Source organism: Kitasatospora sp. NPDC023120 (assembly GCF_055560835.1).
The window spans coordinates 95534-120558 of the sequence record NZ_JBVHHY010000011.1; the positions used below are offsets into that span (position 1 = coordinate 95534).

The window sequence follows — 25025 nt, forward strand, 5'->3', positions numbered from 1 at the left end:
GCCCCGGCAACGGCCGGGGGCGGCGGACGGCTGCCACGGCTCGACGGCTACTGCTGCTCGACGGCTACTGCGGCGGACGGCGGTCCAGCAGGACGACCTCGAACTCCTCCACCGACCGCACCGTCACTCCGGCGGCCGAGGTGACCCGTGCCCGTGCCTCGGCCTGCGGGCCGCGGGAGGCGGCCAGCGCGTCCCGGTCGCGGAAGATCGCGCCCACCGAGGCCCGTCCCCGGTCCCGCTGGACGAGCAGGGCGCCGCCGACGAAGCCGTCCATCTGCTCCAGGGCGGGCAGGGCCTTCTCCCGGAACTGCTCGACCAGCCGGTCCGCCGTGGTGGGGTCGAACTCGGCGCTGACCAGCCGGAAGCCGCCGCCGGGACCGCCCTCCCCGGGCGGCGCGAAGGCCGCCGCCTCCCAGACGTCGACCGCCGCCGTCCCGCCGAAGGGCGCCAGCAGCTCGTCACGCCGCCGGCTCAGGTTGGCGTTGCTGTTGCGCTCGGCCTCGGCGTCCTCCCACCAGGAGCCCATGGTGATCACGCCGAGCTCGCGGTTGGCGAAGAGCCCGTAGCCGCGGTAGCCGGGTTCGGCGGAGACCAGTCCGACCGCCTCGGCCCGGAAGCCGTCGAGGGTCACGTCGATCCGGGCCGGGTCGCCGGTGAAGTAGCCGGTGCGCACGAACATGGGCGGGTCTCCTGACGTCCGGCGGGCACCGCGTCGGGCGCCCGCGCCGTAGTGGGCACGTCCATCGCACGACCGCGTCCGGGCATCGGCAACGCCACGCGTCCGTTCGGACGACCCGCGGCACGACCCGCGGGACGCCGCGCGGCACGATCCGCCGGGCGACCCGCTAGCCGAGCTCGGCGGCGTGGTCCGGGACGTACTTCTGCAGGTCGCGCGGGGGCCGCTGGTAGCCGCGCGAGGCCGGGCGGGGCGGCAGCTCGATCTGCGGCGCCTTGATCTCGTGGTACGGCACGGTGGAGAGCAGGTGGGCGATCATGTTGATCCGGGCCCGCCGCTTGTCGTCGCTCTCCACCACGTGCCAGGGCGAATCGGGGAGGTCTGTGTGGATGAACATCTCGTCCTTGGCCCGCGAGTAGTCCTCCCAGCGAGTGATCGACTCGACGTCCATCGGGGAGAGCTTCCAGCGCTTCACCGGGTCCTCCAGGCGGTCCCGGAAGCGCTGCTCCTGCTCGGTGTCGCTCACGGAGAACCAGTACTTGCGCAGCAGGATGCCCGCCTCGATCAGCATCCGCTCGAAGTTCGGGCACTGGTGCAGGAACTGCCAGTACTCCTCGTCGGTGCAGAAGCCCATCACCCGCTCGACCCCGGCGCGGTTGTACCAGCTGCGGTCGAACAGCACGATCTCCCCGGCCGCCGGCAGGTGCTCGACGTACCGCTGGAAGTACCACTGGGTCTTCTGCCGCTCGGTCGGCGTGGGCAAGGCCGCGACCCGGGCGATGCGGGGGTTCAGGTACTCCGTCACCCGCTTGATCGCCCCGCCTTTGCCCGCGGCGTCACGTCCTTCGAAGACCACCACCAGCCGGGCGCCTTCGACCCGCACCCACTCCTGGAGCTTCACCAGCTCCTGCTGCAGCCGCAGCAGCTCCCGCTCGTACGGCTTCTTCGCCAGTCGCTCCGGCTGCGCGGTCCGCTGCTTTTCGGGCACCCTCTGATCCTCCGTCCGATGGCTGCTGATGCACACTCACCGTAGGCGCAGCCCGGCGAGTTCGCAGGCCGGAACGGCACCGGGCGGAGAAGGCGGACCCCTGGACCGCTAGGGCGTGTCAGACACGCCTCAGACCGCGACGAAGGGCTCGGGGTAGCGGCAGAGCCCGCGCGGGTCGCCGTCGTACGCCGCCAGCGGCAGCGCCTGGAAGTAGGCTTCCGGCACCTCGAAGGGGCCGACCACCTCGTGCCGCCCGGCCGGCGCGAAGCCGAACCGCGCGTAGTACCCCGGATCGCCGAGGACGACGACGAGCCGCTCCCCCGCATCCTCGGCCTCCGCCAGCGCGGCCCGGACGACGAGCTCGCCGACGCCCTGCCGCTGCCACTCGGGCGCCACGGCGACCGGCGCGAGCGCCAGCGCCTCGCCGTCGCCGACCTGCAGCCGGGTCAGCAGCGCGTGCCCGATCACCAGACCGGCCTCGTCGACCGCGACCACCGACAGCCCGGGCAGCCAGGCGGGATCGCGGCGCAGCGCGTCCACCAGGTCCGCCTCGTCCGGACCGGGGAACGCGGCCATGTGGACGCGTCTGGTCGCCGGGGCGTCCTGCGGACATTCGATTCTCGTTGTGACCTTCGTGACCAGCATGAGTCAACCCTCCCTGTGTCACACACCGTTGTGGACCGGCCCCGGACGGTGGGTGGACCGTCCGGGGCCGTTGCAGGTTAGCGGATGACGCTTCGTCAGGACTTGGGCTGAGCCTCGGACTTGGCGTCCTCGCGGACCTTGGGCTGGGCGTCCACGCCGGCCTCGCGGCGCTGCGCCGGGGTGATCGGGGTCGGAGCACCGGTCAGCGGGTCGCCACCGGTGGACGTCTTCGGGAAGGCGATGACGTCGCGGATGGTGTCGTACCCGCCGAGCAGGGTGACGATCCGGTCCAGACCGAAGGCGACGCCACCGTGCGGCGGCGGGCCGTAGTTGAAGGCGTCCAGCAGGAAGCCGAACTGCGAGGCCGCCTCCTCCTCGGAGAGGCCGATCGCGTCGAACGCCCGCTTCTGCACCTCGCGCTGGTGGATACGGATCGAACCGCCGCCCAGCTCCGAGCCGTTCAGGACCAGGTCGTACGCGTTGGACAGCGCCGAGCCGGGGTCGGTGTCGAAGGTGTCCAGCGACTCCGTGGTCGGGGCGGTGAACGGGTGGTGCACCGCGTGCCAGCCCTGGAACTGGCCCTTGTCGTCCTCGATGGGCTCGAACATCGGGAAGTCGACGACCCAGAGGAAGGCCCACTTCGACTCGTCGATCAGCCCGCAGCGGCGGCCGATCTCCAGACGGGCGGCGCCGAGCAGCTCCTGCGAGGCGCGCTCCTTGCCGGCCGCGAAGAAGACCGCGTCGCCGTTCTTGGCGCCCGCGGCGGCGGCCAGGCCGGCCAGGTGCTCCTCGGAGAGGTTCTTGGCGACCGGGCCGCGCAGCTCGCCGGTCTCGGCGTCGATCAGCACGTAGGCCAGGCCCTTGGCGCCGCGCGCCTTGGCCCAGTCCTGCCAGGCGTCCAGCTGCTTGCGCGGCTGCGAGGCGCCGCCGGGCATGACCACGGCACCGACGTACGGGGCCTGGAAGACGCGGAACTCGGTGCCCTTGAAGTACTCGGTGAGGTCGGTGAGTTCCTGGCCGAAGCGGACGTCCGGCTTGTCGGAGCCGTAGCGGCCCATGGCGTCCGCGTAGGTCATCCGCGGCAGCGGGTTCGGGACCTCGTAGCCGTGCACCTCGCGCCAGATGGCGCCGATGATCTTCTCGCCGAGGGCCAGGATGTCCTCCTGGTCGACGAACGAGGCCTCGATGTCCAGCTGGGTGAACTCCGGCTGCCGGTCGGCGCGGAAGTCCTCGTCGCGGAAGCAGCGGGCGATCTGGTAGTAGCGCTCCATGCCGGCCACCATCAGCAGCTGCTTGAACAGCTGGGGCGACTGCGGCAGCGCGTACCAGTGGCCGGGCTGCAGGCGGACCGGGACGAGGAAGTCGCGGGCGCCCTCGGGGGTGGAGCGGGTGAGGTACGGCGTCTCGATGTCGAGGAAGTCGTTCTCCTCCATCACCCGGCGGATGATGTTGTTGACCTTGGAGCGCAGGCGCAGGCCCTTGGCCGGGCCCTCACGGCGCAGGTCCAGGTAGCGGTAGCGCAGCCGGACCTCCTCGTTGACCGTGCCCGGCTCGTACTCGGCGACCGGGAAGGGCAGCGGGGCGGCCTCGGAGAGCACCTCGATCTCGCTGACGACGACCTCGACCGCACCGGTCGGGATGTCGGGGTTCTCGTTGCCCTCCGGGCGGACGCGGACGTCGCCGACGACCTTGACGCAGTACTCGGCGCGCAGACCGTGCACCGAGTCGAGGTCGCGGACCACGATCTGCACGGTGCCGGAGGCGTCGCGCAGGTCGATGAAGGCCACGCCGCCGTGGTCGCGGCGGCGGGCGACCCAGCCGGCCAGGGTGACGGTGGTGCCTGCGTGCTCCGGGCGGAGCGTGCCCGCGTCGTGCGTGCGGATCACAGCTGCTTCTCCTTCAGGGTGGTGACGAGTGCGTCGAGGGCGACGGGGGACTGCTCGCCGGTGCTCATGTCCTTGAGCTGGACGACGCCCTCGGCGAGGTCCCGGTCCCCGGCGATCAGGGCGAAGCGGGCGCCGGACCGGTCGGCGGACTTCATGGCGTTCTTGATGCTCTTGACGCCGAAGGCGAGGTCGGTGGCGACGCCGGCCCGACGCAGCTCGACCACCTTGGCGAACAGCGTGTTCTTGGCCTCCTCGCCGAGCGCGACGGCGTACACGGAGGTGGCGGCCGGCAGGTCGAGGTCCACGCCCTCGGCCTCCAGGGCCAGGAAGGTGCGGTCCACGCCGAGGGCCCAGCCGACGGACGGCAGCGCCGGGCCGCCGATCATCTCGGACAGGCCGTCGTAGCGGCCGCCGCCGCCGATCGCGGACTGCGAGCCGAGGCCGTTGTGCACGAACTCGAAGGTGGTGCGGGTGTAGTAGTCCAGGCCGCGGACCAGCTTCGGGTCGTCGACGAAGGCGACGCCGTTGGCGGTGAGCAGCTCGCGGACCTTCTCGTCGTACGCCTTGCACTCCTCGCACAGGTAGTCGCGGAGCATCGGGGCGCCGGTGAGCTGGGCCTGCACCGACTCGCGCTTGTCGTCCAGCACGCGCAGCGGGTTGATCTCGGCGCGGCGGCGGGTGTCCTCGTCCAGGTCCAGGCCGGAGAGGAACTCGATCAGCGCGGCGCGGTAGACCGGGCGGCACTGCTTGTCGCCGAGGCTGTTGAGCAGCAGCGAGTAGTTGCTCAGGCCCAGCGAGCGGAAGGCGTCGTCGGCCAGGATGATCAGCTCGGCGTCCAGCGCCGGGTCCTCGGCGCCGATCGCCTCGGCACCGACCTGGGAGAACTGGCGGTAGCGGCCCTTCTGGGCGCGCTCGTAGCGGTAGTACGAGCCGGAGTACCAGAGCTTGACCGGCAGGTTGCCCTGCTTGTGCAGGTTGGCCTGGAGGGCGGCGCGCAGCACCGAGGCGGTGCCCTCCGGGCGCAGCGCGAGCTCGTCGCCGCCCTTGGTGGTGAGGGTGTACATCTCCTTGGTGACGATGTCGGTGGACTCGCCGACACCGCGGGAGAACAGCTTCACGTCCTCGAAGACCGGGGTCTCGATGTAGCCGTAACCGGCCCGGCGGGCGGGCGCTGCGATGCGCTCGCGGATCGCCAGGAAGGTCGCGGAGCTGGGGGGCAGCAGGTCGTAGGTGCCCTTGGGGGCGGTGAAGGTGCTCAACTTCTCTTCCGTCACATTCCTCGTCGCGGGAAAGCCGGGGCGCCGACCGCCCCTGCTGCCTGTCGGAGGTAGGGGTTGGTGGCGCGCTCGCGGCCGATGGTGGTCTGACCGCCGTGGCCGGAGAGGACCACGGTGGAGTCGTCGAGGGGCAGGCACACCCGGGCCAGCGACGTCATGATCGCCTCGCTGTCCCCGCCCGGGAGGTCGGTGCGCCCGATGGAGCCGGCGAACAGCAGGTCGCCCGAGAACAGCACCGGGGGGAGGTCCTCGGCACCGGGCGTCCGGAAGGTCACCGACCCCCCGGTATGGCCCGGGGCGTGGTCCACGGTGAGCCGCAGGCCGGCCAGCTCCAGCACGCTGCCGTCGGTGAGCTCGCGGACGTCGTCGGGCTCGCCGACGGTGAGCTCCCCCATCAGCTGGGTGCCCAGGGAGCGGCCGAGCGCCTTCTCCGGGTCGGACATCATGTACCGGTCCTCGGGGTGGATCCAGGCCGGGACGCCGCGGGCGCCGCAGACCGGGACCACCGAGGCCACGTGGTCGATGTGGCCGTGCGTGAGCAGCACCGCGACGGGCTTGAGCCGGTGCTCGCGGACGAGTTCCTCGACGCCGCGGGCCGCCTGGTGGCCGGGATCGACGATGACGCACTCCTCGCCCGCCGCGGGAGCGACCAGGTAGCAGTTGGTGCCCCAGGCTCCAGCGGGGAATCCGGCGATGAACACGCGCGTCCTTCGTGATGCGGTCGGTGGCGACAGGGATGGATGCCAGTCAAGTGATGTAAGGGCAGCCTACCGGCGGTGCACCTCCGGTTGCGAACCAGATAGGGGTGCGGGACACGGCCGCATGACAGGTTCACCGCGTTCTTACGGGCCCGGTCCCTACACTTGGCCGCCGAGGGATGCGATGATCCGCTCCGGAATCCATCCACTTTTCCCGCACATCCGTAGGAGACACGGCCGGTGGTCAGCAGCGAACAGCGGCGGCGGCAGCTCGCCCGCGAAAAGTACGAGCGCCAGATGGAACGCCGGGTCGAGGCCGCGGCCGCCCGCAAGCGCCGGAACACGATCCTGGGCGCCTCGCTGGCCGTCGTGGTCCTGGCCGGCGGCGGATCGCTGATCGCCACCGGCGCGTTCAGCTCGGACGACAAGGACAAGTCCGCGTCCGCGGCGAGCAGCGCGCAGGCCGCGCCGACCAAGGCCACCGAGCCGACCACCCCGACCCGCAAGCCGGTCGAGGGCTGCGCCGCTCCGGCGCCGGGCGCGCCCAACGGCAAGAAGTGGCAGGCCGAACCGGCCATGTCGATCGACCCGAGCGGCTCGTACACCATGGCGCTGGACACCAACTGCGGCAAGGTGACGATCGCGCTGGACGCGGCCAAGGCCCCGCACACCGTGAACTCCTTCTCCTTCCTGGCCGGCGAGCAGTACTTCGACCACACCAAGTGCCACCGCCTCACCACGGACGGCATCTTCGTGCTGCAGTGCGGCGACCCGACCGCCAGCGCGACCGTCCCGGGCGGCACCGGCGACCCTGGCTACAAGTTCGCGGACGAGAACCTGGACGGCGCGACCTACCCGGCGGGCACCGTGGCGATGGCCAACTCCGGCCCGGGCACCAACGGCAGCCAGTTCTTCCTGGTCTACAAGGACACCAAGCTGCCGCCGAAGTACACCCCCTTCGGCAAGATCACCGGTGGCCTGGACATCGTGCAGAAGATCGCCGCCGCGGGCACCCTGGAGGGCTCCCCGGACGGCCACCCGATGGCCGATGTCACCTTCAACTCCGTTACGGTGTCCAAGGGTTGACCGATCCCGGGGCCGTCGACGGGCACCTCTGAGCGGCGCACCGCCGCCGTGCCCGCCGGCCCCGGACCGAAATCGCCCGGCCCGGATGCGGACAGCACCGGGCCTGGTCGCCTATGTTGGCGTTGTATAGGGTGCCCGCACCCGCCTGGCCGTCACCCTCGGCAGCAAGTCAAGGCGGACGGGGACGGCGGACTCATCGGTCCGCCGCACATCAACTGTGGACGACGGATGCGCGCCGCCCCGGCGCGGGCGCGACGTCATGTGGAGGACGCGCTATGAGCAGCGACCCGTGGGGCCGTGTGGACGAGCAGGGCACGGTCTACGTCAGGACGGCCGACGGCGAACGCGTCGTGGGTTCCTGGCAGGCCGGCTCGCCCGAGGAGGCCCTCGCCTACTTCGAGCGCAAGTACCAGGGCATCGAGGTGGAGATCGGCCTGCTGGAGAAGCGGGTGCGCACCACCGACCTGGCCGCCAAGGACGCCCAGACCGCGCTGGAGCACCTGCGCGCGCAGGTGGTCGAGGGGCACGCGGTCGGCGACCTGGACGCCCTGGCCAAGCGGCTGGACACGCTCGCCGGCGAGATCGAGAGCCGGCGCGAGGAGCGCAAGGCCGCCCGCGCCAGGGCCCAGGACGAGGCCCGCGCGGCCAAGGAGGCGCTGGTCTCCGAGGCCGAGCAGCTCGCCGAGTCCACCCAGTGGCGGGAGGCCGGGGACCGGCTGCGCGCCCTGGTGGACACCTGGAAGGGCCTGCCGCGCCTGGACCGCAAGAGCGACGACGAGCTGTGGCACCGCTTCTCGCACGCCCGCTCGGTCTTCTCCAAGCACCGCAAGGCGCACTTCGCCACCCTGGACGCCGAGCGCGACAAGGCCCGGCAGACCAAGGAGGCGCTGGTCTCCGAGGCCGAGGCGCTGTCCTCGTCCACGGACTGGGGCAGCACCGCAGCCGCCTACCGCGACCTGATGGCGCGCTGGAAGGCCGCCGGCCGCGCCCAGCGGGACATCGAGGACGAGCTGTGGGCGCGGTTCCGCGGCGCGCAGGACGTCTTCTTCCAGGCCCGCTCCGCGGTGTTCAGCGAGCGGGACGCCGAGCAGGTCGAGAACCAGAAGCTCAAGGAGGCGCTGGCCGCCGAGGCCGAGGCGATCCTGCCGATCACCGACCTGAAGGCCGCCAAGGCCGCGCTGCGTGAGGTCAACGAGCGCTGGGAGGCGATCGGGCACGTGCCGCGCGAGGTCCGTCCGAAGCTGGACGGCCGGCTGAACGCGGTCGAGCGGGCCATCCGCGAGGCCGAGGACGCCGAGTGGAAGCGCTCCAACCCGGAGGCCAAGGCCCGCGCGGCCGGCATGGTCGGCCTCTTCCAGGCCAAGGCCGACAAGATCCAGGCCGACCTGGACAAGGCCCGCGCGGTCGGCAACACCGCCAAGGCCGCCAAGCTGGAGTCCGAGCTGGCCGGCGTGCAGACCCTGCTGGAGCAGGCGCACAAGAGCCAGGAGGAGTTCAGCGGCTGATCCCGCCTGGACGATCCGTACGGTCCGTGCGGTCCGTACGGCGAAGGCCCCCGGGGAGCTTCCCCGGGGGCCTTCGTCATGCCGGAGTCACTTCCGCGCGGAGGTGACGCGGTAGACGTCGTACACGCCCTCGACGCCGCGGACCGCCTTGAGCACGTGGCCGAGGTGCTTCGGGTCGCCCATCTCGAAGGTGAAGCGGCTCATCGCCACCCGGTCGCGGGAGGTCTGGACCGCCGCCGACAGGATGTTGACGTGCTGGTCGGAGAGCACCCGGGTGACGTCCGAGAGCAGGCGGGAGCGGTCCAGCGCCTCGACCTGGATGGCCACCAGGAAGACCGAGGACTGGGTGGCCGCCCACTCGACGTCGATCATGCGCTCCGGCTGCTGGCTCAGCGCCTCCACGTTGACGCAGTCGGCGCGGTGCACCGAGACGCCGTTGCCGCGGGTCACGAAGCCGACGATCGGGTCGCCCGGCACCGGGGTGCAGCAGCGGGAGAGCTTGACCCAGACGTCCTCGACGCCCTTGACGATCACACCCGGGTCGCCCTTGGCCCGGCGGCGCACCGCGCGGCGGGTGTCGTGCGTCGGGGTGGCGGTCTCCGCCAGGTCCTCGGTCGCGCCCTCCTCGCCGCCGAGCGCCTGGACCAGCTTCTGCACGATGTTCTGCGCGGCGACGTGGCCCTCGCCGATCGCGGCGTAGAGCGAGGAGATGTCGGGGTAGCGCATCTCGTGGGCCAGGGTGACCAGCGAGTCGCCGGTCAGGATCCGCTGGATCGGCAGGCCCTGCTTGCGCATCGCCCGGACGATCGCCTCCTTGCCGTGCTCGATCGCCTCCTCGCGGCGCTCCTTGGAGAACCAGGCGCGGATCTTGTTGCGGGCGCGCGGCGACTTGACGAAGCCCAGCCAGTCCCGGGAGGGGCCGGCGTTCTCCGCCTTGGAGGTGAACACCTCGACGGTGTCGCCGTTCTCCAGCGTCGACTCCAGCGGCACCAGCCGCCCGTTCACCCGGGCGCCTATCGTCCGGTAGCCGACCTCGGTGTGCACCGCGAAGGCGAAGTCGACCGGCGTCGCGCCGGCCGGCAGGGCTATCACGTCGCCCTTGGGCGTGAAGACGAAGACCTCGTTGCTGGCCAGGTCGAAGCGGAGCGACTCCAGGAACTCGCCCGGGTCGGCGGTCTCCTTCTGCCAGTCCAGCAGCTGCCGCAGCCAGGCCATCTCGTTGACGGCGCCGGCCTTGTCGTCCTTGCGGGTCTGGGTCGGGGTGTCGGTGCGGACCTTGGACGCCCCGGCGACCGCGCGCTGCTTGTACTTCCAGTGCGCGGCGATGCCGTACTCGGCCCGCCGGTGCATGTCGAAGGTGCGGATCTGGAGTTCGACGGGCTTGCCGCCGGGACCGATCACCGTCGTGTGCAGCGACTGGTACATGTTGAACTTGGGCATCGCGATGTAGTCCTTGAACCGCCCCGGCACCGGGTTCCACCGCGCGTGGATGGTGCCCAGCGCCGCGTAGCAGTCGCGGACGGTGTCGACCAGGACCCGGATGCCCACCAGGTCGTAGATCTCGGCGAAGTCCCGGCCCCGGACGATCATCTTCTGGTAGACCGAGTAGTAGTGCTTCGGCCGGCCGGTGACGGAGGCGGTGATCCGGGCGCCGCGCAGGTCCGCCTGGACCTGGTCGATGACGGTCGCCAGGTACTCGTCCCGCTTGGGGGCGCGCTCGGCGACCAGCCGGACGATCTCGTCGTACATCTTGGGGTAGAGGATCGCGAAGGCGAGGTCCTCCAGCTCCCACTTGATGGTGTTCATGCCCAGCCGGTGCGCCAGCGGGGCGTAGATCTCCAGCGTCTCGCGGGCCTTCTTCTCCTGCTTCTCCCGCTTGAGGTAGCGCATCGTGCGCATGTTGTGCAGGCGGTCCGCGAGCTTGATCACCAGGACGCGCGGGTCCTTGGCCATCGCGACGACCATCTTGCGGACGGTCTCGGCCTGCGCGGCCTCGCCGAACTTGACCCGGTCCAGCTTGGTGACGCCGTCCACCAGCAGGGCCACCGAGTCGCCGAAGTCCTTGCGCAGGGTCTCCAGGCCGTAGTCGGTGTCCTCGACGGTGTCGTGCAGCAGCCCGGCCATCAGCGTCGGGGCGTCCATACCGAGCTCGGCGAGGATCGTCGCGACGGCGAGCGGGTGGGTGATGTACGGGTCCCCGCTCTTGCGCTTCTGCCCGCGGTGCCACTTCTCCGCGACCGCGTACGCCTTCTCGATGTCGCGCAGCAGTGCCGGGTCGGCCTTGGGGTCGTTCGCCCGGATCGAGCGGAACAGCGGCTCCAGGACGGGGTTGAGCACGCTGGAGCGCTGGCCGCCGAGGCGGGCCAGACGGGCGCGCATGCCGCCGGTCGAGCCGCGCCCGGAGGGGGCGAGCGAACGCGAGGAGGTCGGCGCCGGGCGTGCCGGGGTGGCCCCCGAGGGCGTGGGACGGTCTTCGGGAGCGGCCGCTGCGGCCGTGGGCACAACCTCGTCGGGCAAGGACAACTCCTCGGGGCACCGGGCCGACCCCTGCCGCGGCCCGAACGGACGGACCCGACCGGGAGGGGATGAATCTTCATGGTACCGAGCCGGGCGCCCGGGTGTTCATCCGGCCGGGCCAGCAAGCGGAAGGGCGGCGGTCGGATGTTCCGACCGCCGCCCTCCGCTCACCTCCGTCAGACCGTGACCAGCGTCTCCAGCGGAGCGCCGTCCAGGTGCTCGGCCAGCCGCGCGCGGCCGTCCAGGAAGCCCAGCTCCATCAGCACCACGACGCCCACCAGCTCGGCGCCGGCCTCCTTCACCAGGTCCAGCGAGGCGCCGATCGTCCCGCCGGTGGCCAGCACGTCGTCCACCACCAGCACCCGCTCACCGGGCGCGAAGGCGTCGCACTGCACCTCCAGCGTCGCCGAGCCGTACTCCAGCTCGTACGAGCGCCGGAACACCTCGCCGGGCAGCTTGCCCTGCTTGCGGATCGGCACGAAGCCGAGCCCGGCCGCGACCGCCGCCGGGGCCGCCAGCACGAAGCCGCGTGCCTCCAGGCCCACCACCTTGGTCGCCCCGAGCGCCTTCGCCCGGTCCGCCAGCGCCCGGGTGAGGGCGCCGAAGGCCTCGGCGTCGGCGAGCAGCGGCGCGATGTCCTTGAACAGCACACCCGGCTTCGGGTAGTCCGGGACGTCCCGGATCCGGCTGTTCAACAGCTCGGCCAGTGCGGTGTCGGCGGTGGTCACGGTGTGTTCCTCGGGGTCGTGGTTCGGGTCAGCGCTTGGTGGACGGACGGCCCTTGGCACGGGTGCCGGCCGAGCGGCCACGCTGACCGACCATACCCGCAGGCTGGCCCTCGTCCACGAGCGCGTCCCCGGGCACCGCGTCCTCGGCCTTGGCGGCCGCGGCCCGGTGCTGCAGGACCCGCTTGCGCAGCGCCTTCATCCCCGGCTGCTCCTCCTTGAGCTGCGCCAGCAGCGGGGTGGCGACGCAGATCGAGGAGTAGGCACCGGCCGCGAGGCCGATGAACAGCGCGAGCGAGATGTCGTTCAGCGTGCCGGCGCCCAGGATGCCGCCGCCGATGAACAGCAGCGCGGCGACCGGCAGCAGCGCCACCACGGTGGTGTTGAGCGAGCGGACCAGGGTCTGGTTGAGGCCCGCGTTGGCCGCCTCGCTGTAGGTGAGCTTGTTCTGCTTGGTGAGCCCCTTGGTGTTCTCCTTCACGGTGTCGAAGACGACGACCGTGTCGTAGAGCGAGTACCCGAGGATCGTCAGGAAGCCGATCACCGTACCGGGGGTGACCTCGAAGCCCACCAGGGCGTAGACGCCGATGGTGATCAGGAGGTCGTGGATGAGGGCGACCAGGGCGGCCACCGCCATCCGCCACTCGAAGGCGATCGCCAGGTAGGCCGTCACCAGGATCATGAAGATGATCAGACCCGTGATGGCCTTGTTGGAGATCTGCTTGCCCCAGCTGGGGCCGATCACCTGGGCCTCGACGGTGTCCAGCGGAACGCCGATCTTCTCGGCGAGCTGCGAACGCACCTCGTCCGAGCTCTTCGGCTCCTCGGTGCTGACCTGGATGCGGATCTTGCCGTTGTCGGTCGACTGCACCAGCGGGTGCGAGGAGACGACCTGGTCGGCCTTGTCCTGCGCCTGCGAGACGGTCAGTCCGGGCTTGCTCACGGTGTAGACCGAGCCGCCCTTGAACTCGATGCCCAGGTGCAGGCCCATGGCCAGGCCGATCGCCGCGACCAGCACGATCACGCCGGAGAGGGAGTACCAGAGCTTGCGGCGCCCGACGAAGTCGAAGCTGACCTCGCCCTGGTAGAGCCGGTGGCCCAGGTTGGAGAAGCGCGACACGGTGTCAGGCCTCCTTCACGGCGGCAGAGGAGGAGCTACGGCGACGGCTGCTGCGCAGCGGCGGGCGGGCGCCCAGCCGCTTCGGGTCCAGGCCGGACCACGGGTGGCCGTTCAGGAAGAACTTGCGACGGGCCAGCAGCGTGATCAGCGGCTTGGTGAAGAGGAAGATCACCACGACGTCGAGCGCGGTGGTCAGACCCAGGGTGAACGCGAAGCCCTGGACCTTGCCGACCGAGACCACGTAGAGCACGGCGGCACAGAGGAAGGACACGAAGTCCGAGACCAGGATGGTGCGCCGGGCGCGCGGCCAGGCCCGCTGGACCGCCGGGCGCAGCGGGGCGCCCTCGCGGACCTCGTCGCGGATGCGCTCGAAGTACACGATGAAGGAGTCGGCGGTGATACCGATCGCGACGATCGCACCGCAGACCGCGGGCAGGTTCAGCGCGAAGCCGATCCCTCCGCCGAGCAGGCTCATGATCGAGTAGGTCAAGGCCGCCGAGACCAGCAGACCGGCGATCGAGACCAGGCCGAGGCCGCGGTAGTAGACCAGCGAGTAGACGACGACCAGCAACATGCCGATCGCGCCGGCGACCAGGCCGGCCTTGAGCTGGTCGCTGCCGAGCGCCGGGGAGACGGTGGTGATGTCGCTCTTGGCGAACTCCAGCGGCAGGGCGCCGAAGCTCAGCACATTGGCGAGGTCCTGCGCCTCGGTCTGGGTGAAGCGACCGGTGATCACCGCGCTGCCGCCCGGGATCGGACCGTTGACCTGCGGGTGCGAGACGACCTGGTTGTCCAGCACGATGGCGAACTGGTTGGTCGGCGGGGTCTGGGCGGCCAGCTGGCCGGTGACCTTGGCGAAGGCGTCGGTGCCGGTGCCGTTGAACTGCAGCTGGACCTGCCAGCCGGCGCCGGTCTGGGTGTCGATGGAGGCCTGCGCCTTGGAGACGTCCGCGCCCTTCACGGCCGCGGGGCCGAGGGCCAGCTTCTCGTAGTAGCCGTTCTCGGCCTTCTGGGAGCAGGCGACGACGGCCTTGTCCTCGGCGCCGGTCTGGGCGGCGCGGACCTCGGGCTTGGAGCAGTCCAGGGCGGCGAAGGCGGCGGACAGCTCCGGCGGCACGGTGCCCTGCGTCATCGCGGCGCTCAGGTCGGCGGCGCTCGGCGGGGTGGCCGGGGCGCTCGGGGCGCCGGTGGCGGCCGGGGCGGCGGCGGACGGAGCCGCGCTCGCGCCGGTGGCGGCGGCCGACGGGGTGCCCTCGGCGGCCAGCGCCTCACCGACAGTGCGGCCCTGCTTGGTGGCGCTCGCGGTCGCGGACGGCGTGCCGGGCTTGGCAGCGGCGGTGGCCGACGGCGTGGCACCGGCCGACGGGGTCGCGCCGGGGGTGGCGGCGGCCGACGGCGTGGCGGGCGCGGACGGGGTGCCGGTGGGAGCCGGGGCGGTGATGCCGCTCGGGGCCACGGCCAGGACCGGGCGGAAGAACAGCTTGGCGGTGGTACCGACCTGGTCCGCCGCGTTCTGCCGGTCGCCGCCCTTGGGGATGTTCACGATGATCGTGCTGTCGCCCTGGGTCTGGACCTCCGCCTCGGAGACACCCATACCGTTGACGCGGCGCTCGATGATCCCGGTGGCGATGTCCATGTTGGACTTGTTGATCGCCTTGGGGTCGGACGACTTCGCGGTCAGCGTGATGCTGGTGCCGCCGGCGAGGTCGATCCCGAGCCGGGGCTTGGTGTTGCCCGTCCCGAACATGAGGGCGACCAGTCCGACGGTGACGACCAGGATGAGGGCCAGCGCCCGCCCTGGGTAGCCGTCGCGCGGGCGCGACTTGGGTGTTGCCACCTTGCTCGTTTCTCCCTGTCCATGCCACTTCCCCGACCGGACCCCCGTCCGGCTCGTGGCGGGACAGGGGTCCGGCGGTTCTGCGGCCCTGAGGTCCTGTGGGCTCGCGGCACTGTGCCGCGCGGCCGGGCGGGTTGCCCGTCCGTACTACTTGCTCGCGGGAGCCCCGCCCTCGACGTCGCCCTTCTCGGCGCTGTCCTTGGTGAGCGTCAGCGGCTTGTCCTCGACCGGCTCGGCGTCGGCGTCCGCGGCCTCCGGCTCGGGGAGCTCGTCGCCGGCGGGGCGGCCGTTGATGATCGCGTCGTACTCCTGGGGGTCCAGGACGGCCGCGATCGCGCTCTTGGTGAAGTGGGTGACCACGCCGGGCGCGATCTCCAGCTCGACGGTCTCCTCGTTGACCGCCTTCACCTGGGCGTACAGACCGCCGATGGTGCGCACTCCCGCCCCGGGCTCCAGCGAGGTCTGCATGCTCTGCATCTGCTGCTGGCGCTTCTTCTGCGACCGGAACATGAGCACGATCGCGATGATCGGGAGGAGAAGGATGATGAGGTTCACTGCAGCCAGGGTCCTTTACGGGCCGCCGGCCGGCGGCCTGTGTGGTATGGGTCGGCCCGTCGGGTGAGAGGGGCGGTCCGGCGGAGTCTATGCAACCCCGAACTGATCGGACAACGCCAAGCATCGCATCCTGCCGCCGAAAGTGGCGACCCTCCGCCTGCACAGTTTCCGCGGGCTCCGATCCCGCCTCCCCCTTGCCGTGCGCCGACCGCACCGGGCGGGAACGCTCGGCCTCGTCTCACCCGTTCAGCCGAGGGCGGTCAACTTCCGTCGGCCGGGAAGAGCTCCGGCTGGGGCGGCACGCTGCCGCGGGTGGTCTGGACCGGCGGGGTCAGACCGAGGTGCTGCCAGGCGGCGGCGGTGGCGATCCGCCCGCGCGGGGTCCGGGCGAGCAGGCCCTCGCGGACCAGGAAGGGCTCGGCGACCTCCTCGACCGTCTCGGACTCCTCCCCCACCGCGACCGCGAGCGTCGACAGACCGACCGGTCCGCCGCCGAACAGCCGCAGCAGCGCGTCCAGCACCGCGCGGTCCAGTCGGTCCAGGCCGCGGGCGTCCACCTCGTAGACGTCCAGCGCCTGCGCGGCGATCCCGGCGGTGACCACGCCGTCGTGCCGGACCTGCGCGTAGTCGCGGACCCGGCGCAGCAGCCGGTTGGCGATGCGCGGGGTGCCGCGCGAGCGCCCGGCGATCTCGGCGGCGCCCGCCGGGTCTATCTCCACGTCCAGCAGCGAGGCCGAGCGGTGCACCACCCGCTGCAGCTCGGACGGGGCGTAGAACTCCATGTGCCCGGTGAAGCCGAAGCGGTCGCGCAGCGGGGGCGGCAGCAGGCCGGCCCGGGTGGTGGCGCCGACGAGGGTGAAGGGCGGCAGCTCCAGCGGGATGGCGGTCGCGCCCGGGCCCTTGCCGACGATCACGTCGACCCGGAAGTCCTCCATCGCCATGTAGAGCATCTCCTCGGCGGGCCGGGACATCCGGTGGATCTCGTCGAGGAAGAGCACCTCCCCCTCGGTGAGCGAGGAGAGGATCGCGGCGAGGTCCCCCGCGTGCTGGATCGCCGGGCCGGAGGTGATCCGGATCGGTGCGCCAAGCTCGGCCGCGATGATCATGGACAGGGTGGTCTTGCCCAGCCCGGGCGGCCCGCTCAGCAGCACGTGGTCGGGCGCGCTGCCGCGCTTGCGGGCGGCCTGGAGCACCAGGGACAGCTGCTCGCGCACCCGCTCCTGGCCGATGAACTCGTCCAGCAGCTTGGGGCGCAGCGCCGCCTCCACCGCCTGGTCCTCACCGTCGGCGGCGGCCGTGACCAGCCGGTCGGCGGGTTCCGAGTCGTACATCGTTGCGGGCTCCCGAGTCTCCAAAGTCGACAAACGGACAGATCGTCAGATGGCTTCAGCGGGCGCGGTTGAGACCGCGCAGCGCGAGCCGGAGCAGGGCGCCGACGTCCGGCGTCTGCTGGGCCTCCGCCTCCGGGGTCACGGCCGCGACCGCCTCGTCCGCCTCGCGCGGGGCGTAGCCGAGGCCGGTCAGCGCGGAGTGCAACTGCTCGCTCCACGGCGCCGGGCCGGCCGCGATCGGCTTCTGCGCGGGCACCGCGCCGTGCGGGGCGCCGAGCTTGTCCTTGTACTCCAGCAGCAGCTTGGCCGCCTTCGCCTTGCCGATGCCCGGGACGGCGACCAGCGCCTTCTCGTCGCCGCCCGCGACCGCGGCGCGCAGCGCGTCGGGGCTGTGCACGCCGAGGATCGCCTGCGCCAGCTTGGGGCCGACGCCCGGCGCGGCCTGCAGGATCTCGAAGATGGCGCGCTCGTCGTCGTCCGCGAAGCCGAACAGCGTCAGCGAGTCCTCCCGGACCACCAGCGAGGTCGCCAGCCGGGCCGGCTCGCCCAGCCGCAGGCCGGCCAGGGTGTTCGGGGTGCACTGCACCGCCATGCCGACCCCGCCGACCTCGACCACCGCGAGCCCGGAGGAGATGGCCGCCACGGGCCCTTGCACGAAGGCGATCACCGGATGCTGCCTTTCAGAGGAGTGGAGCGGGGCGTGGCGCGGGCGGCCAGGACGGCGGCCTCCAGACGGTTGGTCGCCCCGCCGCGCCAGATGTGGCAGATGGCGAGCGCCAGCGCGTCGGCGGCGTCCGCGGGCTTGGGCGGGGCGTCCAGCCGCAGCAGGCGCTGCACCATCGCCGTGACCTGGGCCTTGTCGGCCCGGCCGGAGCCGGTGACGGCCGCCTTGACCTCGCTGGGAGTGTGCAGGGTGACGGGGATGCCGCGGCGCGTCGCGCAGAGCATCGCCACCGCGCTGGCCTGGGCGGTGCCCATCACGGTGCGCACGTTGTGCTGGGCGAAGACCCGCTCGACCGCGACCAGGTCGGGCCGGTGCTCGTCCAGCCAGCCCTCCATGCCCTGCTCGACCAGCAGCAGCCGCTGCCCGATCTCGGCGTCGGCGGGGGTGCGCACCACGCCGACCCCGGCCATCCGCAGGGGCCGGCCCGGCGCGCCCTCGACCACGCCGACCCCGCACCTGGTCAGCCCCGGGTCCACACCCAGTACCCGCACCACCGGCCCCGCCTCTCCACGACTTGTGACCTGCGCAGGCTACCGTCCGGGTCCGACAACCCCACCGACGACACCGGCCCGGCGGTCCTGGGACCACCGGGCCGGGCAGTGAGAACGGTCACTCGCCGTCGATCGACGCTGTGTCACTCGGCGTCGAGCTGCGCACCGACCTCGTCGGAGATGTCGAAGTTGGCGAAGACGTTCTGCACGTCGTCGCTGTCCTCGAGGGCGTCGATCAGCTTGAGGATCTTGCGGGCGCCGTCGACGTCCAGCTCGACCTGCATGCTCGGGAGGAAGTTGGCCTCGGCCGAGTCGTAGTCGACGCCGGCGTCCACCAGCGCGGTGCGCACGGCGACCATCTTGGAGGCCTCGGAGACGATCTCGAACGAGTCGCCGAGGTCGTTGATCTCCTCGGGCTCCTGGTCGAGGACGACCTCGAAGAGCTTGTCCTCGTCCACGCCGTCGGCCTTGGGGACGATGACGACACCCTTGCGGGTGAACAAGTACGACACCGAGCCCGGGTCGGCCATCGAGCCGCCGTTGCGGGTCATCGCGACGCGCACGTCGGAGGCGGCGCGGTTGCGGTTGTCGGTGAGGCACTCGATCAGGACGGCGACGCCGTTCGGGCCGTAGCCCTCGTACATGATGGTCTGGTAGTCGGCGCCGCCGGCCTCCAGACCGCCACCGCGCTTGACGGCGCGGTTGATGTTGTCGATCGGGACCGAGCTCTTCTTCGCCTTCTGGATGGCGTCGTAAAGGGTCGGGTTGCCCGCCGGGTCGGGACCGCCGGTGCGCGCCGCCACCTCGATGTTCTTGATCATCTTGGCGAAGAGCTTGCCGCGCTTGGCGTCGATCACGGCCTTCTTGTGCTTGGTGGTAGCCCACTTAGAGTGGCCGGACATCGCCAGCTCCTTTACGTCGCCAAAGGGAAATGAACAGATGAGATCTTACCGGTGTCGTGACCGGTGAAGCGCACACGGTCAGCGGGCGGCCGCCGCGAGGTGCTCCTCGACCATCTTCACGAAGTAGGCGTGCACCCGGTGGTCGCCGGTCAGCTCCGGATGGAAGGAGGTGGCCAGCAGGTTGCCCTGGCGCACGGCCACGATCCGGCTCTCCGGACCGTCCGCGGCGGGCAGCTCGGCCAGCACCTCGACGCCCGCGCCGACCGACTCGACCCAGGGGGCGCGGATGAAGACGCCGTGCACCGGCGCGTCGTCCAGGCCCTTGAAGGCGATCCCGGACTCGAAGGACTCGTTCTGGCGGCCGAAGGCGTTACGGCGCACCGTCATGTCGATGCCGCCGACGCTCTCCTGGTCCTCGCGGCCGTCGAGGATCTTGTCCGCCAGCATGATCATGCCCGCGCAGGTGCCGTACACCGGCATGCCGGCGGCGACCCGCTCGCGCACCGGGTCCATCACGCCGAACAGCAGCGCCAGCTTGGACATGGTGGTGGACTCCCCGCCGGGGATCACCAGCGCGTCGACCTCGGCCAGCTCCTCGGCGCGGCGCACCGGACGGGCGAGCGCGTCGGCCTCGGCCAGCGCCACCAGGTGCTCGCGGACGTCGCCCTGCAGGGCGAGGACGCCGATGACTGGAGTGCTCACGGTCTTCAACCTCAATCGATCGTTACTACGGAAGTACGTGGCGCGGCCCGCCGCAGCGCCGGAACGCTGCGGCGGGCCAGGACCCTCGGAACCTGCGGGGCGATTACCAGCCGCGGTTGGCGTAGCGCTCGGTCTCCGGCAGGGTGTCGCAGTTGATGCCGACCATGGCCTCGCCGAGGTTGCGGGAGGCGTCCGCGATGATCTTCGGGTCGTCGAAGAAGGTGGTGGCCTTCACGATGGCGGCGGCACGCTTGGCCGGGTCGCCCGACTTGAAGATGCCGGAGCCGACGAAGACGCCCTCGGCGCCCAGCTGACGCATCAGCGCGGCGTCGGCCGGGGTGGCCACGCCACCGGCGGAGAACAGCACGACCGGCAGCTTGCCGAGCTCGGCGACCTCCTTGACCAGCTCGTACGGGGCGCGCAGCTCCTTGGCGGCCGCGTACAGCTCGTTGTGGTCCAGGGCGCGCAGGTGGCCGATCTCGTTCTTGATCTGGCGCAGGTGGCGGACGGCCTCGACAACGTTGCCGGTGCCGGCCTCACCCTTCGAGCGGATCATGGCCGCACCCTCGGCGATGCGGCGCAGGGCCTCGCCCAGGTTGGTGGCACCGCAGACGAAGGGGGTGGTGAAGGCCCACTTGTCCGAGTGGTTGACCTCGTCGGCCGGGGTCAGCACCTCGGACTCGTCGATGTAGTCGACACCGAGCGACTGCAGGACCTGGGCCTCGACGAAGTGGCCGATGCGGGACTTGGCCATCACCGGGATGGAGACCGCCTCGATGATCTCCTCGATCATGTTCGGGTCCGACATGCGGGCCACGCCGCCGTCCTTGCGGATGTCGGCCGGAACCCGCTCGAGCGCCATGACGGCCACCGCGCCGGCGTCCTCGGCGATCTTGGCCTGCTCGGCGTTGACCACGTCCATGATCACACCGCCCTTGAGCTGCTCGGCCATGCCGCGCTTGACCCGGGCGGTGCCGATCTGCGGCTGGTCTGCGGTGGTGGGACTGGTGGACACGTGAGACCTCACTCGAAGATGAACCAGTGCTATCGCCCTATGGTAGGCGGAACGGGTGGCTCATCGATGTGCCACCAAGTCCAGCCTGGACGAAGGGATACGACAAACGGGCCGTATCCGAAGACACCCTAAGCAGGCGCCCCCTCGGGCGTAAGGGCAGGCGGCGGAGCATCGTCCATTTCGAAGGCCATCGGAAACGGCGCCTTTCCCGCCAACCGGAAATACCGCACCAGCCGGTGCTCGCGCACCGCACGCGCCGCCCGCACCGCGTCGTTGTGGAACCGTCGCGCCATCGGCACCCGCCGCACCGCGGCCGTCAGATCACGGACCGCGTCCTCGCCGCCCGGCTCCGCCACCAGCGCCGCCACCTGCTCCGGCTCCTCGAACACCGCCCGCAGCGCCAGGCTCAACTGGCTCTCCGCCACCTCGCGCTGCTCGTCCTCGGCCTGCCGGGCCGCGTGCGCCGCGTCCAGCAGCAGCAGCGAGGCCGCCGGGTCCAGCAGCGAGGACGTCGCGAGCTCCATCGCCACCGAGGCCCGACGGACCAGCTGGGCGTCCAGCGCCGCCCGCGCGGCGTCGATCCGGGCATGCAGCCGGTCCAAGCGGCCGGCCGTCCAACTCAGGTACATGCCGAAGAGCACCACGGCCACGCCGGCCCAGATCCAGGTAGTCACGGGCCGCTACGTTACCGGGTGTCACCGGTTCAGCCCTGGGTGGTGGCGTGCCGGTAGCTGTGCTGGTCGATGTCGGTGATGTTCACCGCACTGAACAGCCGGCTCCCGGGCCGCGGCCGCACGAACCGGGCCACCAGCGCCAGCACGCCCTCGCTCAGCGCCGCCTTCGCCTCCGGCGTCCGCCCCGGGAAGATCTGGAACTCCACGAACACCTGGACGTCCCCGATCATCCCCCTGGTGCCGACCACCAGCTCCTCGCTCTGCCGGAACACCGTCTTGCAGGACTCCGGCTTGGCGTCGATCGTCTCCTCCGCCAGCCGGTTGATCGCCAGGCCCAGCCCCCGGCGGTCGAAGGTGCCGGCCAGGCCGGCCGAGTAGTCGACGGAAATCTGCGGCATCGGTTCCCCCAAGCGGTGAAGCGGTACGGTCGCCCGACCCTAACCCCACCTACACCAGCGGCGACCACGCCCCCGCACGTCGGCGGATCAGTCCCGCGCCAGCCCGAAGCGACCGCGCCGCCCGCTGCGCTCGTCCTCCTCGACCACCGCCGCGGCACCCGCCGTCACCGTCTCGTACACCGCCAGGATGTCCGCGCCCACGGTCGACCAGTCGAACCGCCGCACGTGCCGCGAGGCCGCCTTGCTCAGCTCCTCCAGCCGCGTCGGATCCCCCAGCAGCCGCAGCGCCGTACGGGCCAGCGCGTCCGCGTCCTCCACCGGGAACAGCTCGCCGGCGTCCCCGCCGTCCAGCACCTGCTTGAACGCGTCCAGGTCGCTCGCCAGCACCGGCGCACCCGCCGACATCGCCTCGACCAGGATGATCCCGAAGCTCTCGCCCCCGGTGTTCGGCGCCACGTACAGGTCCACGCTGCGCAGCAGCCGGGCCTTCTCCGCGTCGCTCACCATGCCGAGGAACTCCACCTGCCGGCGCACCTCCGGCGCCAGGCCCGCGACGGCCTCCTCCTCGTCGCCCTTGCCCGCCACCAGCAGCCGCACCCCCGGGCGCTCCGCCAGGATCCTCGGCAGCGCCGCCAGCAGCGTCGGCAGACCCTTGCGCGGCTCGTTGATCCGGCCGATGAAGCCGATCGTGCCCGGCTCCCCCTTCGCCGCGTGGCCCGTCCAGCGCTCGTCCGGCTCGGCCTCCGCGAAGAAGCCCACGTCCACGCCGTTCGGGATCACCACCGCGTCCCCGCCCAGGTGCTCCACCAGCGTCCGCCGGGCGTACTCCGACACCGCGATCCGGGCCCGCATCTTCTCCAGGCCCGGCTGCAGGATCGGCGAGGCCGCGATCATCGCCCGCGAGCGCGGGTTGGAGGTGTGGAAGGTTCCCACCATCGGCCCGGTCGCCGACCAGGCCGCCAGCATCGACAGGCTGGGCGAGGCCGGCTCGTGCACGTGCAGGATGTCGAAGCGCCCGTCGTGCAGCCACCGCCGCACCCGCGCCGCCGACAGGATGCCGAAGCTCAGCCGGGCCACCGACCCGTTGTACGGCACCGCCACCGCCCGCCCGGCCGAGACCACGTACGGCGGCAGCGCCTCGTCGTCCTCGGCCGGCGCCAGCACCGACACCTCGTGCCCCAGACCGATCAGGTGCTCGGCCAGGTCCCGGATGTGGAACTGCACCCCACCGGGGACGTCCCAGTCGTACGGGCAGACGATGCCGATCTTCACGGGTTCCTCAAGCTCCTTCGGACGGTCGTAACGGGCTCAGGACGGGTCGGACGCGGGACTTGTCGGGCGCGGGGCCTGTCGGACGCGGGACTCGTCCGAATCGGGACGGGCCGGGCTCAGGACCCGGAGGCCTCGGCCGCCGGCTCCGGCGCCTCCTGCGCCTCCGCGCGTACCGCGGCGGGCTCCTTCACCGTCTCACGGACCGGCAGGTCGGCCAGCCAGAACTTCTGCAGCATGTGCCAGTCCTGCGGGTACTCGCGGACGTCCCGCTCCCACACGTCCGCCAGCGCCTGGGTCATCACCCGCGTCCGCTCCCTGCGGTCGCCCTCCTCGGGCACCGGCACCTCGGGGTGGATCCGCGCCCGCAGCACCGGACCGTCGTACCAGAGCGTCACCGGCAGCAGCGCCGCCCCGGTCCGCTGGCACAGCGCCGCCGGACCGGCCGGCATCCGGGTCGCCTCACCGAAGAACGACACCTCGATGCCCGCCTCCGACAGGTCCCGGTCCCCCACCAGGCACACCAGCCGGCCCTCGCGCAGCCGCCGCGCCAGCGTCCCGATCACGTTCACCGAACCGCCGGTCAGCGCCAGGACCTCCATGCCCTGGCCCTCCCGGAACGCCACGAAGCGGTCGAACAGCCGCTCCGGCTTCAACCGCTCCGCGACCGTGGTGAACGGGTAGCCCTGCTGCGCGACCCAGGTGCCCGCGAGGTCCCAGTTGCCCATGTGCGGCAGCGCTATCACCGCGCCCCGACCGGCCTCCATCGGCGCCCGCAGGTTCTCGAAGCCCTCCACCCGCACGTCCCGGGCCACCCGCTCCCGGCTCCACACCGGCAGCCGGAACGACTCCATCCAGTACCGCAGGTACGAGCGCATCCCCGCCCGCGACAGCGACCGCAGCGCGGCCTCGTCCAGCCCCGGACGGACCCGCCGCAGGTTCGCCTCCAGCTGCAGCACCCGCTTGCCGCGCTTGCGCCACGCGTGGTCCGCCAGCCGGTCGAACAGCCCCCGCGCCACCCGCTCCGGCAGGTGCTTCAACAGCCCCCAGCCCAGCGCGTACGCCCAGTACACCAGTCGGTCCGTCACCGCAGGACGCCCCCCATCAGCTCCCGGCCGCCGCTCGGTCGGCCTCGAACGCCTCCCGGCGCACGGTCAGCATCCGCTGGAACACCGTCACCAGGCTCCCCGCCGCCACCAGCCACAGCGCCACCGGCAGCAGCCACTCCACGTACGGCACACCGAACTTGTGCAGACCCGCGACCCCGGCCGCCACCAGGCTCGCCACCAGCCGCTCGGCCCGCTCCACCAGCCCCGATACATCGCACGGCAGGCCCTGGCTCTCCGCCCGCGCCTTGGTGTACGACACCACCAGACCGCTCGCCAGGCAGAAGATCGCCACCGCGCACAGCAGGTTGTCGTCACCCTTGCCCGCGTACCACATCGCCAGCCCGCCGAAGATCGCCGCGTCCGCGACCCGGTCCAGCGTGGAGTCCAGGAACGCCCCCCACTTGGTGCTCCGACCCAGCTGGCGTGCCATGTTCCCGTCCACCAGGTCCGAGAAGATGAACAGCGTGATCGTGATGGTGCCCCAGAAGAACTCCCCGCGCGGGAAGAACACCAGCGCCCCGGCCACCGAGCCGGCGGTACCGATCAGCGTCACGGCGTCCGGGCTCACACCCAGCCGGATCAGGAACGCGGCGAACGGGGTCAGAACACGTGTGAAGAAGGCACGCGCGTATTTGTTGAGCATGGCCTTCTCAGCCGCTCCGATCTCCCAGATACCCGCCTGGCGCAGCACGCGCGGCAGACGGCCCGACGGATCAGCCCGTCCGGCGCACCCATCGTAGCCACGCCGACGACACGCTCTGCCGCACGCACCGCCGCACGACGCCCCCGCCACGGCACGCACACGCACGGTCACCGACCGGCCGTACGACACGCGCCCCGGCCGGACCCGACCCTAGACTGCGAGGGACCCCCTCGGCGCTACGGGAGGAGACCC

General features: G+C 71.7%; 24 protein-coding genes. 2 read left to right on the forward strand and 22 right to left on the reverse strand.

Annotation, left to right across the window (positions count from 1 at the left end; all coding sequences use genetic code 11):
* Positions 1 to 64 precede the first annotated feature (64 nt).
* From ACZ3TI_RS17985 to ACZ3TI_RS18010, 6 genes are all read right to left on the reverse strand, one after another.
* Entirely contained in the window at positions 65 to 679 is a 615-nt protein-coding gene (locus tag ACZ3TI_RS17985; protein ID WP_465727180.1) for an antibiotic biosynthesis monooxygenase, read from the reverse strand.
* Positions 680 to 845: 166 nt separating this feature from the next.
* Entirely contained in the window at positions 846 to 1664 is an 819-nt protein-coding gene (ppk2, locus tag ACZ3TI_RS17990; protein WP_465727181.1) for a polyphosphate kinase 2, read from the reverse strand.
* Positions 1665 to 1793: 129 nt separating this feature from the next.
* Positions 1794 to 2309, reverse strand: coding sequence for a GNAT family N-acetyltransferase (locus ACZ3TI_RS17995; protein WP_465727182.1), 516 nt, complete (start codon positions 2307 to 2309; stop codon positions 1794 to 1796).
* A gap of 95 nt (positions 2310 to 2404) precedes the next feature.
* Entirely contained in the window at positions 2405 to 4195 is a 1791-nt protein-coding gene (gene aspS, locus ACZ3TI_RS18000) for an aspartate--tRNA ligase (protein WP_465727183.1), read from the reverse strand.
* Positions 4192 to 5454, reverse strand: coding sequence for a histidine--tRNA ligase (gene hisS, locus ACZ3TI_RS18005; RefSeq protein WP_465727184.1), 1263 nt, complete (start codon positions 5452 to 5454; stop codon positions 4192 to 4194). Before hisS ends, aspS begins: the two co-directional genes overlap by 4 nt.
* Positions 5455 to 5465: 11 nt before the next feature.
* Positions 5466 to 6173, reverse strand: a complete 708-nt coding sequence (locus ACZ3TI_RS18010) for an MBL fold metallo-hydrolase (protein WP_465727185.1) — start codon at positions 6171 to 6173, stop codon at positions 5466 to 5468.
* Positions 6174 to 6410: 237 nt separating this feature from the next.
* Here ACZ3TI_RS18010 and ACZ3TI_RS18015 point away from each other — a divergent pair, with 237 nt between their 5' ends.
* Together ACZ3TI_RS18015 and ACZ3TI_RS18020 are read left to right on the forward strand one after the other, a co-directional pair.
* Positions 6411 to 7256, forward strand: a complete 846-nt coding sequence (locus ACZ3TI_RS18015; RefSeq protein WP_465727186.1) for a peptidylprolyl isomerase — start codon at positions 6411 to 6413, stop codon at positions 7254 to 7256.
* Between the two features lie 275 nt (positions 7257 to 7531).
* Entirely contained in the window at positions 7532 to 8761 is a 1230-nt protein-coding gene (locus ACZ3TI_RS18020) for a DUF349 domain-containing protein (protein WP_465727187.1), read from the forward strand.
* Positions 8762 to 8848: 87 nt separating this feature from the next.
* On the opposite strand, the gene ACZ3TI_RS18025 is transcribed toward ACZ3TI_RS18020, so the two are convergent.
* From ACZ3TI_RS18025 to pgsA, 16 genes are all read right to left on the reverse strand, one after another.
* Positions 8849 to 11284 (reverse strand): RelA/SpoT family protein, encoded by a 2436-nt coding sequence (locus ACZ3TI_RS18025; RefSeq protein ID WP_465727188.1) that lies wholly within the window; start codon positions 11282 to 11284, stop codon positions 8849 to 8851.
* A 170-nt stretch (positions 11285 to 11454) separates the two neighbouring features.
* Entirely contained in the window at positions 11455 to 12006 is a 552-nt protein-coding gene (locus tag ACZ3TI_RS18030; protein WP_465727189.1) for an adenine phosphoribosyltransferase, read from the reverse strand.
* Between the two features lie 28 nt (positions 12007 to 12034).
* Positions 12035 to 13123: a protein translocase subunit SecF gene (secF, locus tag ACZ3TI_RS18035; RefSeq protein ID WP_465727190.1), complete on the reverse strand. Its 1089-nt coding sequence runs from the start codon at positions 13121 to 13123 to the stop codon at positions 12035 to 12037.
* Positions 13124 to 13127: 4 nt separating this feature from the next.
* On the reverse strand, positions 13128 to 14960 hold the full coding sequence (gene secD / locus ACZ3TI_RS18040) for a protein translocase subunit SecD (RefSeq protein WP_465727191.1): 1833 nt from the start codon (positions 14958 to 14960) through the stop codon (positions 13128 to 13130).
* A gap of 147 nt (positions 14961 to 15107) precedes the next feature.
* Complete coding sequence (gene yajC, locus ACZ3TI_RS18045; RefSeq protein WP_465727192.1) at positions 15108 to 15515, reverse strand: preprotein translocase subunit YajC; 408 nt, start codon at positions 15513 to 15515, stop codon at positions 15108 to 15110.
* A gap of 260 nt (positions 15516 to 15775) precedes the next feature.
* Positions 15776 to 16846 (reverse strand): Holliday junction branch migration DNA helicase RuvB, encoded by a 1071-nt coding sequence (gene ruvB, locus ACZ3TI_RS18050; protein ID WP_465727193.1) that lies wholly within the window; start codon positions 16844 to 16846, stop codon positions 15776 to 15778.
* Positions 16847 to 16901: 55 nt separating this feature from the next.
* Complete coding sequence (gene ruvA / locus ACZ3TI_RS18055; protein WP_465727194.1) at positions 16902 to 17513, reverse strand: Holliday junction branch migration protein RuvA; 612 nt, start codon at positions 17511 to 17513, stop codon at positions 16902 to 16904.
* Positions 17510 to 18061 carry a crossover junction endodeoxyribonuclease RuvC gene (gene ruvC, locus ACZ3TI_RS18060; RefSeq protein WP_465727436.1) on the reverse strand — a complete coding sequence of 184 codons (552 nt, stop codon included), beginning with the start codon at positions 18059 to 18061 and terminating at the stop codon, positions 17510 to 17512. The genes ruvA and ruvC overlap by 4 nt, the downstream gene beginning before the upstream one ends.
* 143 nt (positions 18062 to 18204) lie before the next feature.
* Positions 18205 to 18963 (reverse strand): YebC/PmpR family DNA-binding transcriptional regulator, encoded by a 759-nt coding sequence (locus ACZ3TI_RS18065; RefSeq protein ID WP_049651428.1) that lies wholly within the window; start codon positions 18961 to 18963, stop codon positions 18205 to 18207.
* Positions 18964 to 19041: 78 nt separating this feature from the next.
* Positions 19042 to 19665: a pyridoxal 5'-phosphate synthase glutaminase subunit PdxT gene (gene pdxT, locus ACZ3TI_RS18070; protein ID WP_465727195.1), complete on the reverse strand. Its 624-nt coding sequence runs from the start codon at positions 19663 to 19665 to the stop codon at positions 19042 to 19044.
* Between the two features lie 103 nt (positions 19666 to 19768).
* Positions 19769 to 20680 (reverse strand): pyridoxal 5'-phosphate synthase lyase subunit PdxS, encoded by a 912-nt coding sequence (pdxS, locus tag ACZ3TI_RS18075; RefSeq protein WP_224278753.1) that lies wholly within the window; start codon positions 20678 to 20680, stop codon positions 19769 to 19771.
* 128 nt (positions 20681 to 20808) lie between these two features.
* On the reverse strand, positions 20809 to 21354 hold the full coding sequence (locus ACZ3TI_RS18080) for a hypothetical protein (RefSeq protein ID WP_465727196.1): 546 nt from the start codon (positions 21352 to 21354) through the stop codon (positions 20809 to 20811).
* A 29-nt stretch (positions 21355 to 21383) separates the two neighbouring features.
* Positions 21384 to 21752: a 5-carboxymethyl-2-hydroxymuconate Delta-isomerase gene (locus tag ACZ3TI_RS18085; protein ID WP_465727197.1), complete on the reverse strand. Its 369-nt coding sequence runs from the start codon at positions 21750 to 21752 to the stop codon at positions 21384 to 21386.
* Positions 21753 to 21839: 87 nt separating this feature from the next.
* Entirely contained in the window at positions 21840 to 23024 is a 1185-nt protein-coding gene (locus tag ACZ3TI_RS18090) for a glycosyltransferase family 4 protein (protein ID WP_465727198.1), read from the reverse strand.
* A gap of 116 nt (positions 23025 to 23140) precedes the next feature.
* A complete protein-coding gene (locus tag ACZ3TI_RS18095; RefSeq protein ID WP_465727199.1) occupies positions 23141 to 24109 on the reverse strand; it encodes a phosphatidylinositol mannoside acyltransferase in 969 nt (322 codons plus the stop codon).
* A 16-nt stretch (positions 24110 to 24125) separates the two neighbouring features.
* On the reverse strand, positions 24126 to 24773 hold the full coding sequence (gene pgsA / locus ACZ3TI_RS18100) for a phosphatidylinositol phosphate synthase (RefSeq protein WP_380458580.1): 648 nt from the start codon (positions 24771 to 24773) through the stop codon (positions 24126 to 24128).
* Positions 24774 to 25025 lie beyond the last annotated feature (252 nt).

Coding starts and splice junctions, on each gene's coding strand:
- pgsA (WP_380458580.1), bottom strand. CDS start 24,773: ATGCTCAACAAATACGCGCGTGCCTTCTTCACACGTGTTCTGACCCCG.
- ACZ3TI_RS17995 (WP_465727182.1), bottom strand. CDS start 2,309: ATGCTGGTCACGAAGGTCACAACGAGAATCGAATGTCCGCAGGACGCC.
- ACZ3TI_RS18085 (WP_465727197.1), bottom strand. CDS start 21,752: ATGCCGCAGATTTCCGTCGACTACTCGGCCGGCCTGGCCGGCACCTTC.
- ACZ3TI_RS18020 (WP_465727187.1), top strand. CDS start 7,532: ATGAGCAGCGACCCGTGGGGCCGTGTGGACGAGCAGGGCACGGTCTAC.
- ACZ3TI_RS18065 (WP_049651428.1), bottom strand. CDS start 18,963: ATGTCCGGCCACTCTAAGTGGGCTACCACCAAGCACAAGAAGGCCGTG.
- ACZ3TI_RS17985 (WP_465727180.1), bottom strand. CDS start 679: ATGTTCGTGCGCACCGGCTACTTCACCGGCGACCCGGCCCGGATCGAC.
- ruvB (WP_465727193.1), bottom strand. CDS start 16,846: ATGTACGACTCGGAACCCGCCGACCGGCTGGTCACGGCCGCCGCCGAC.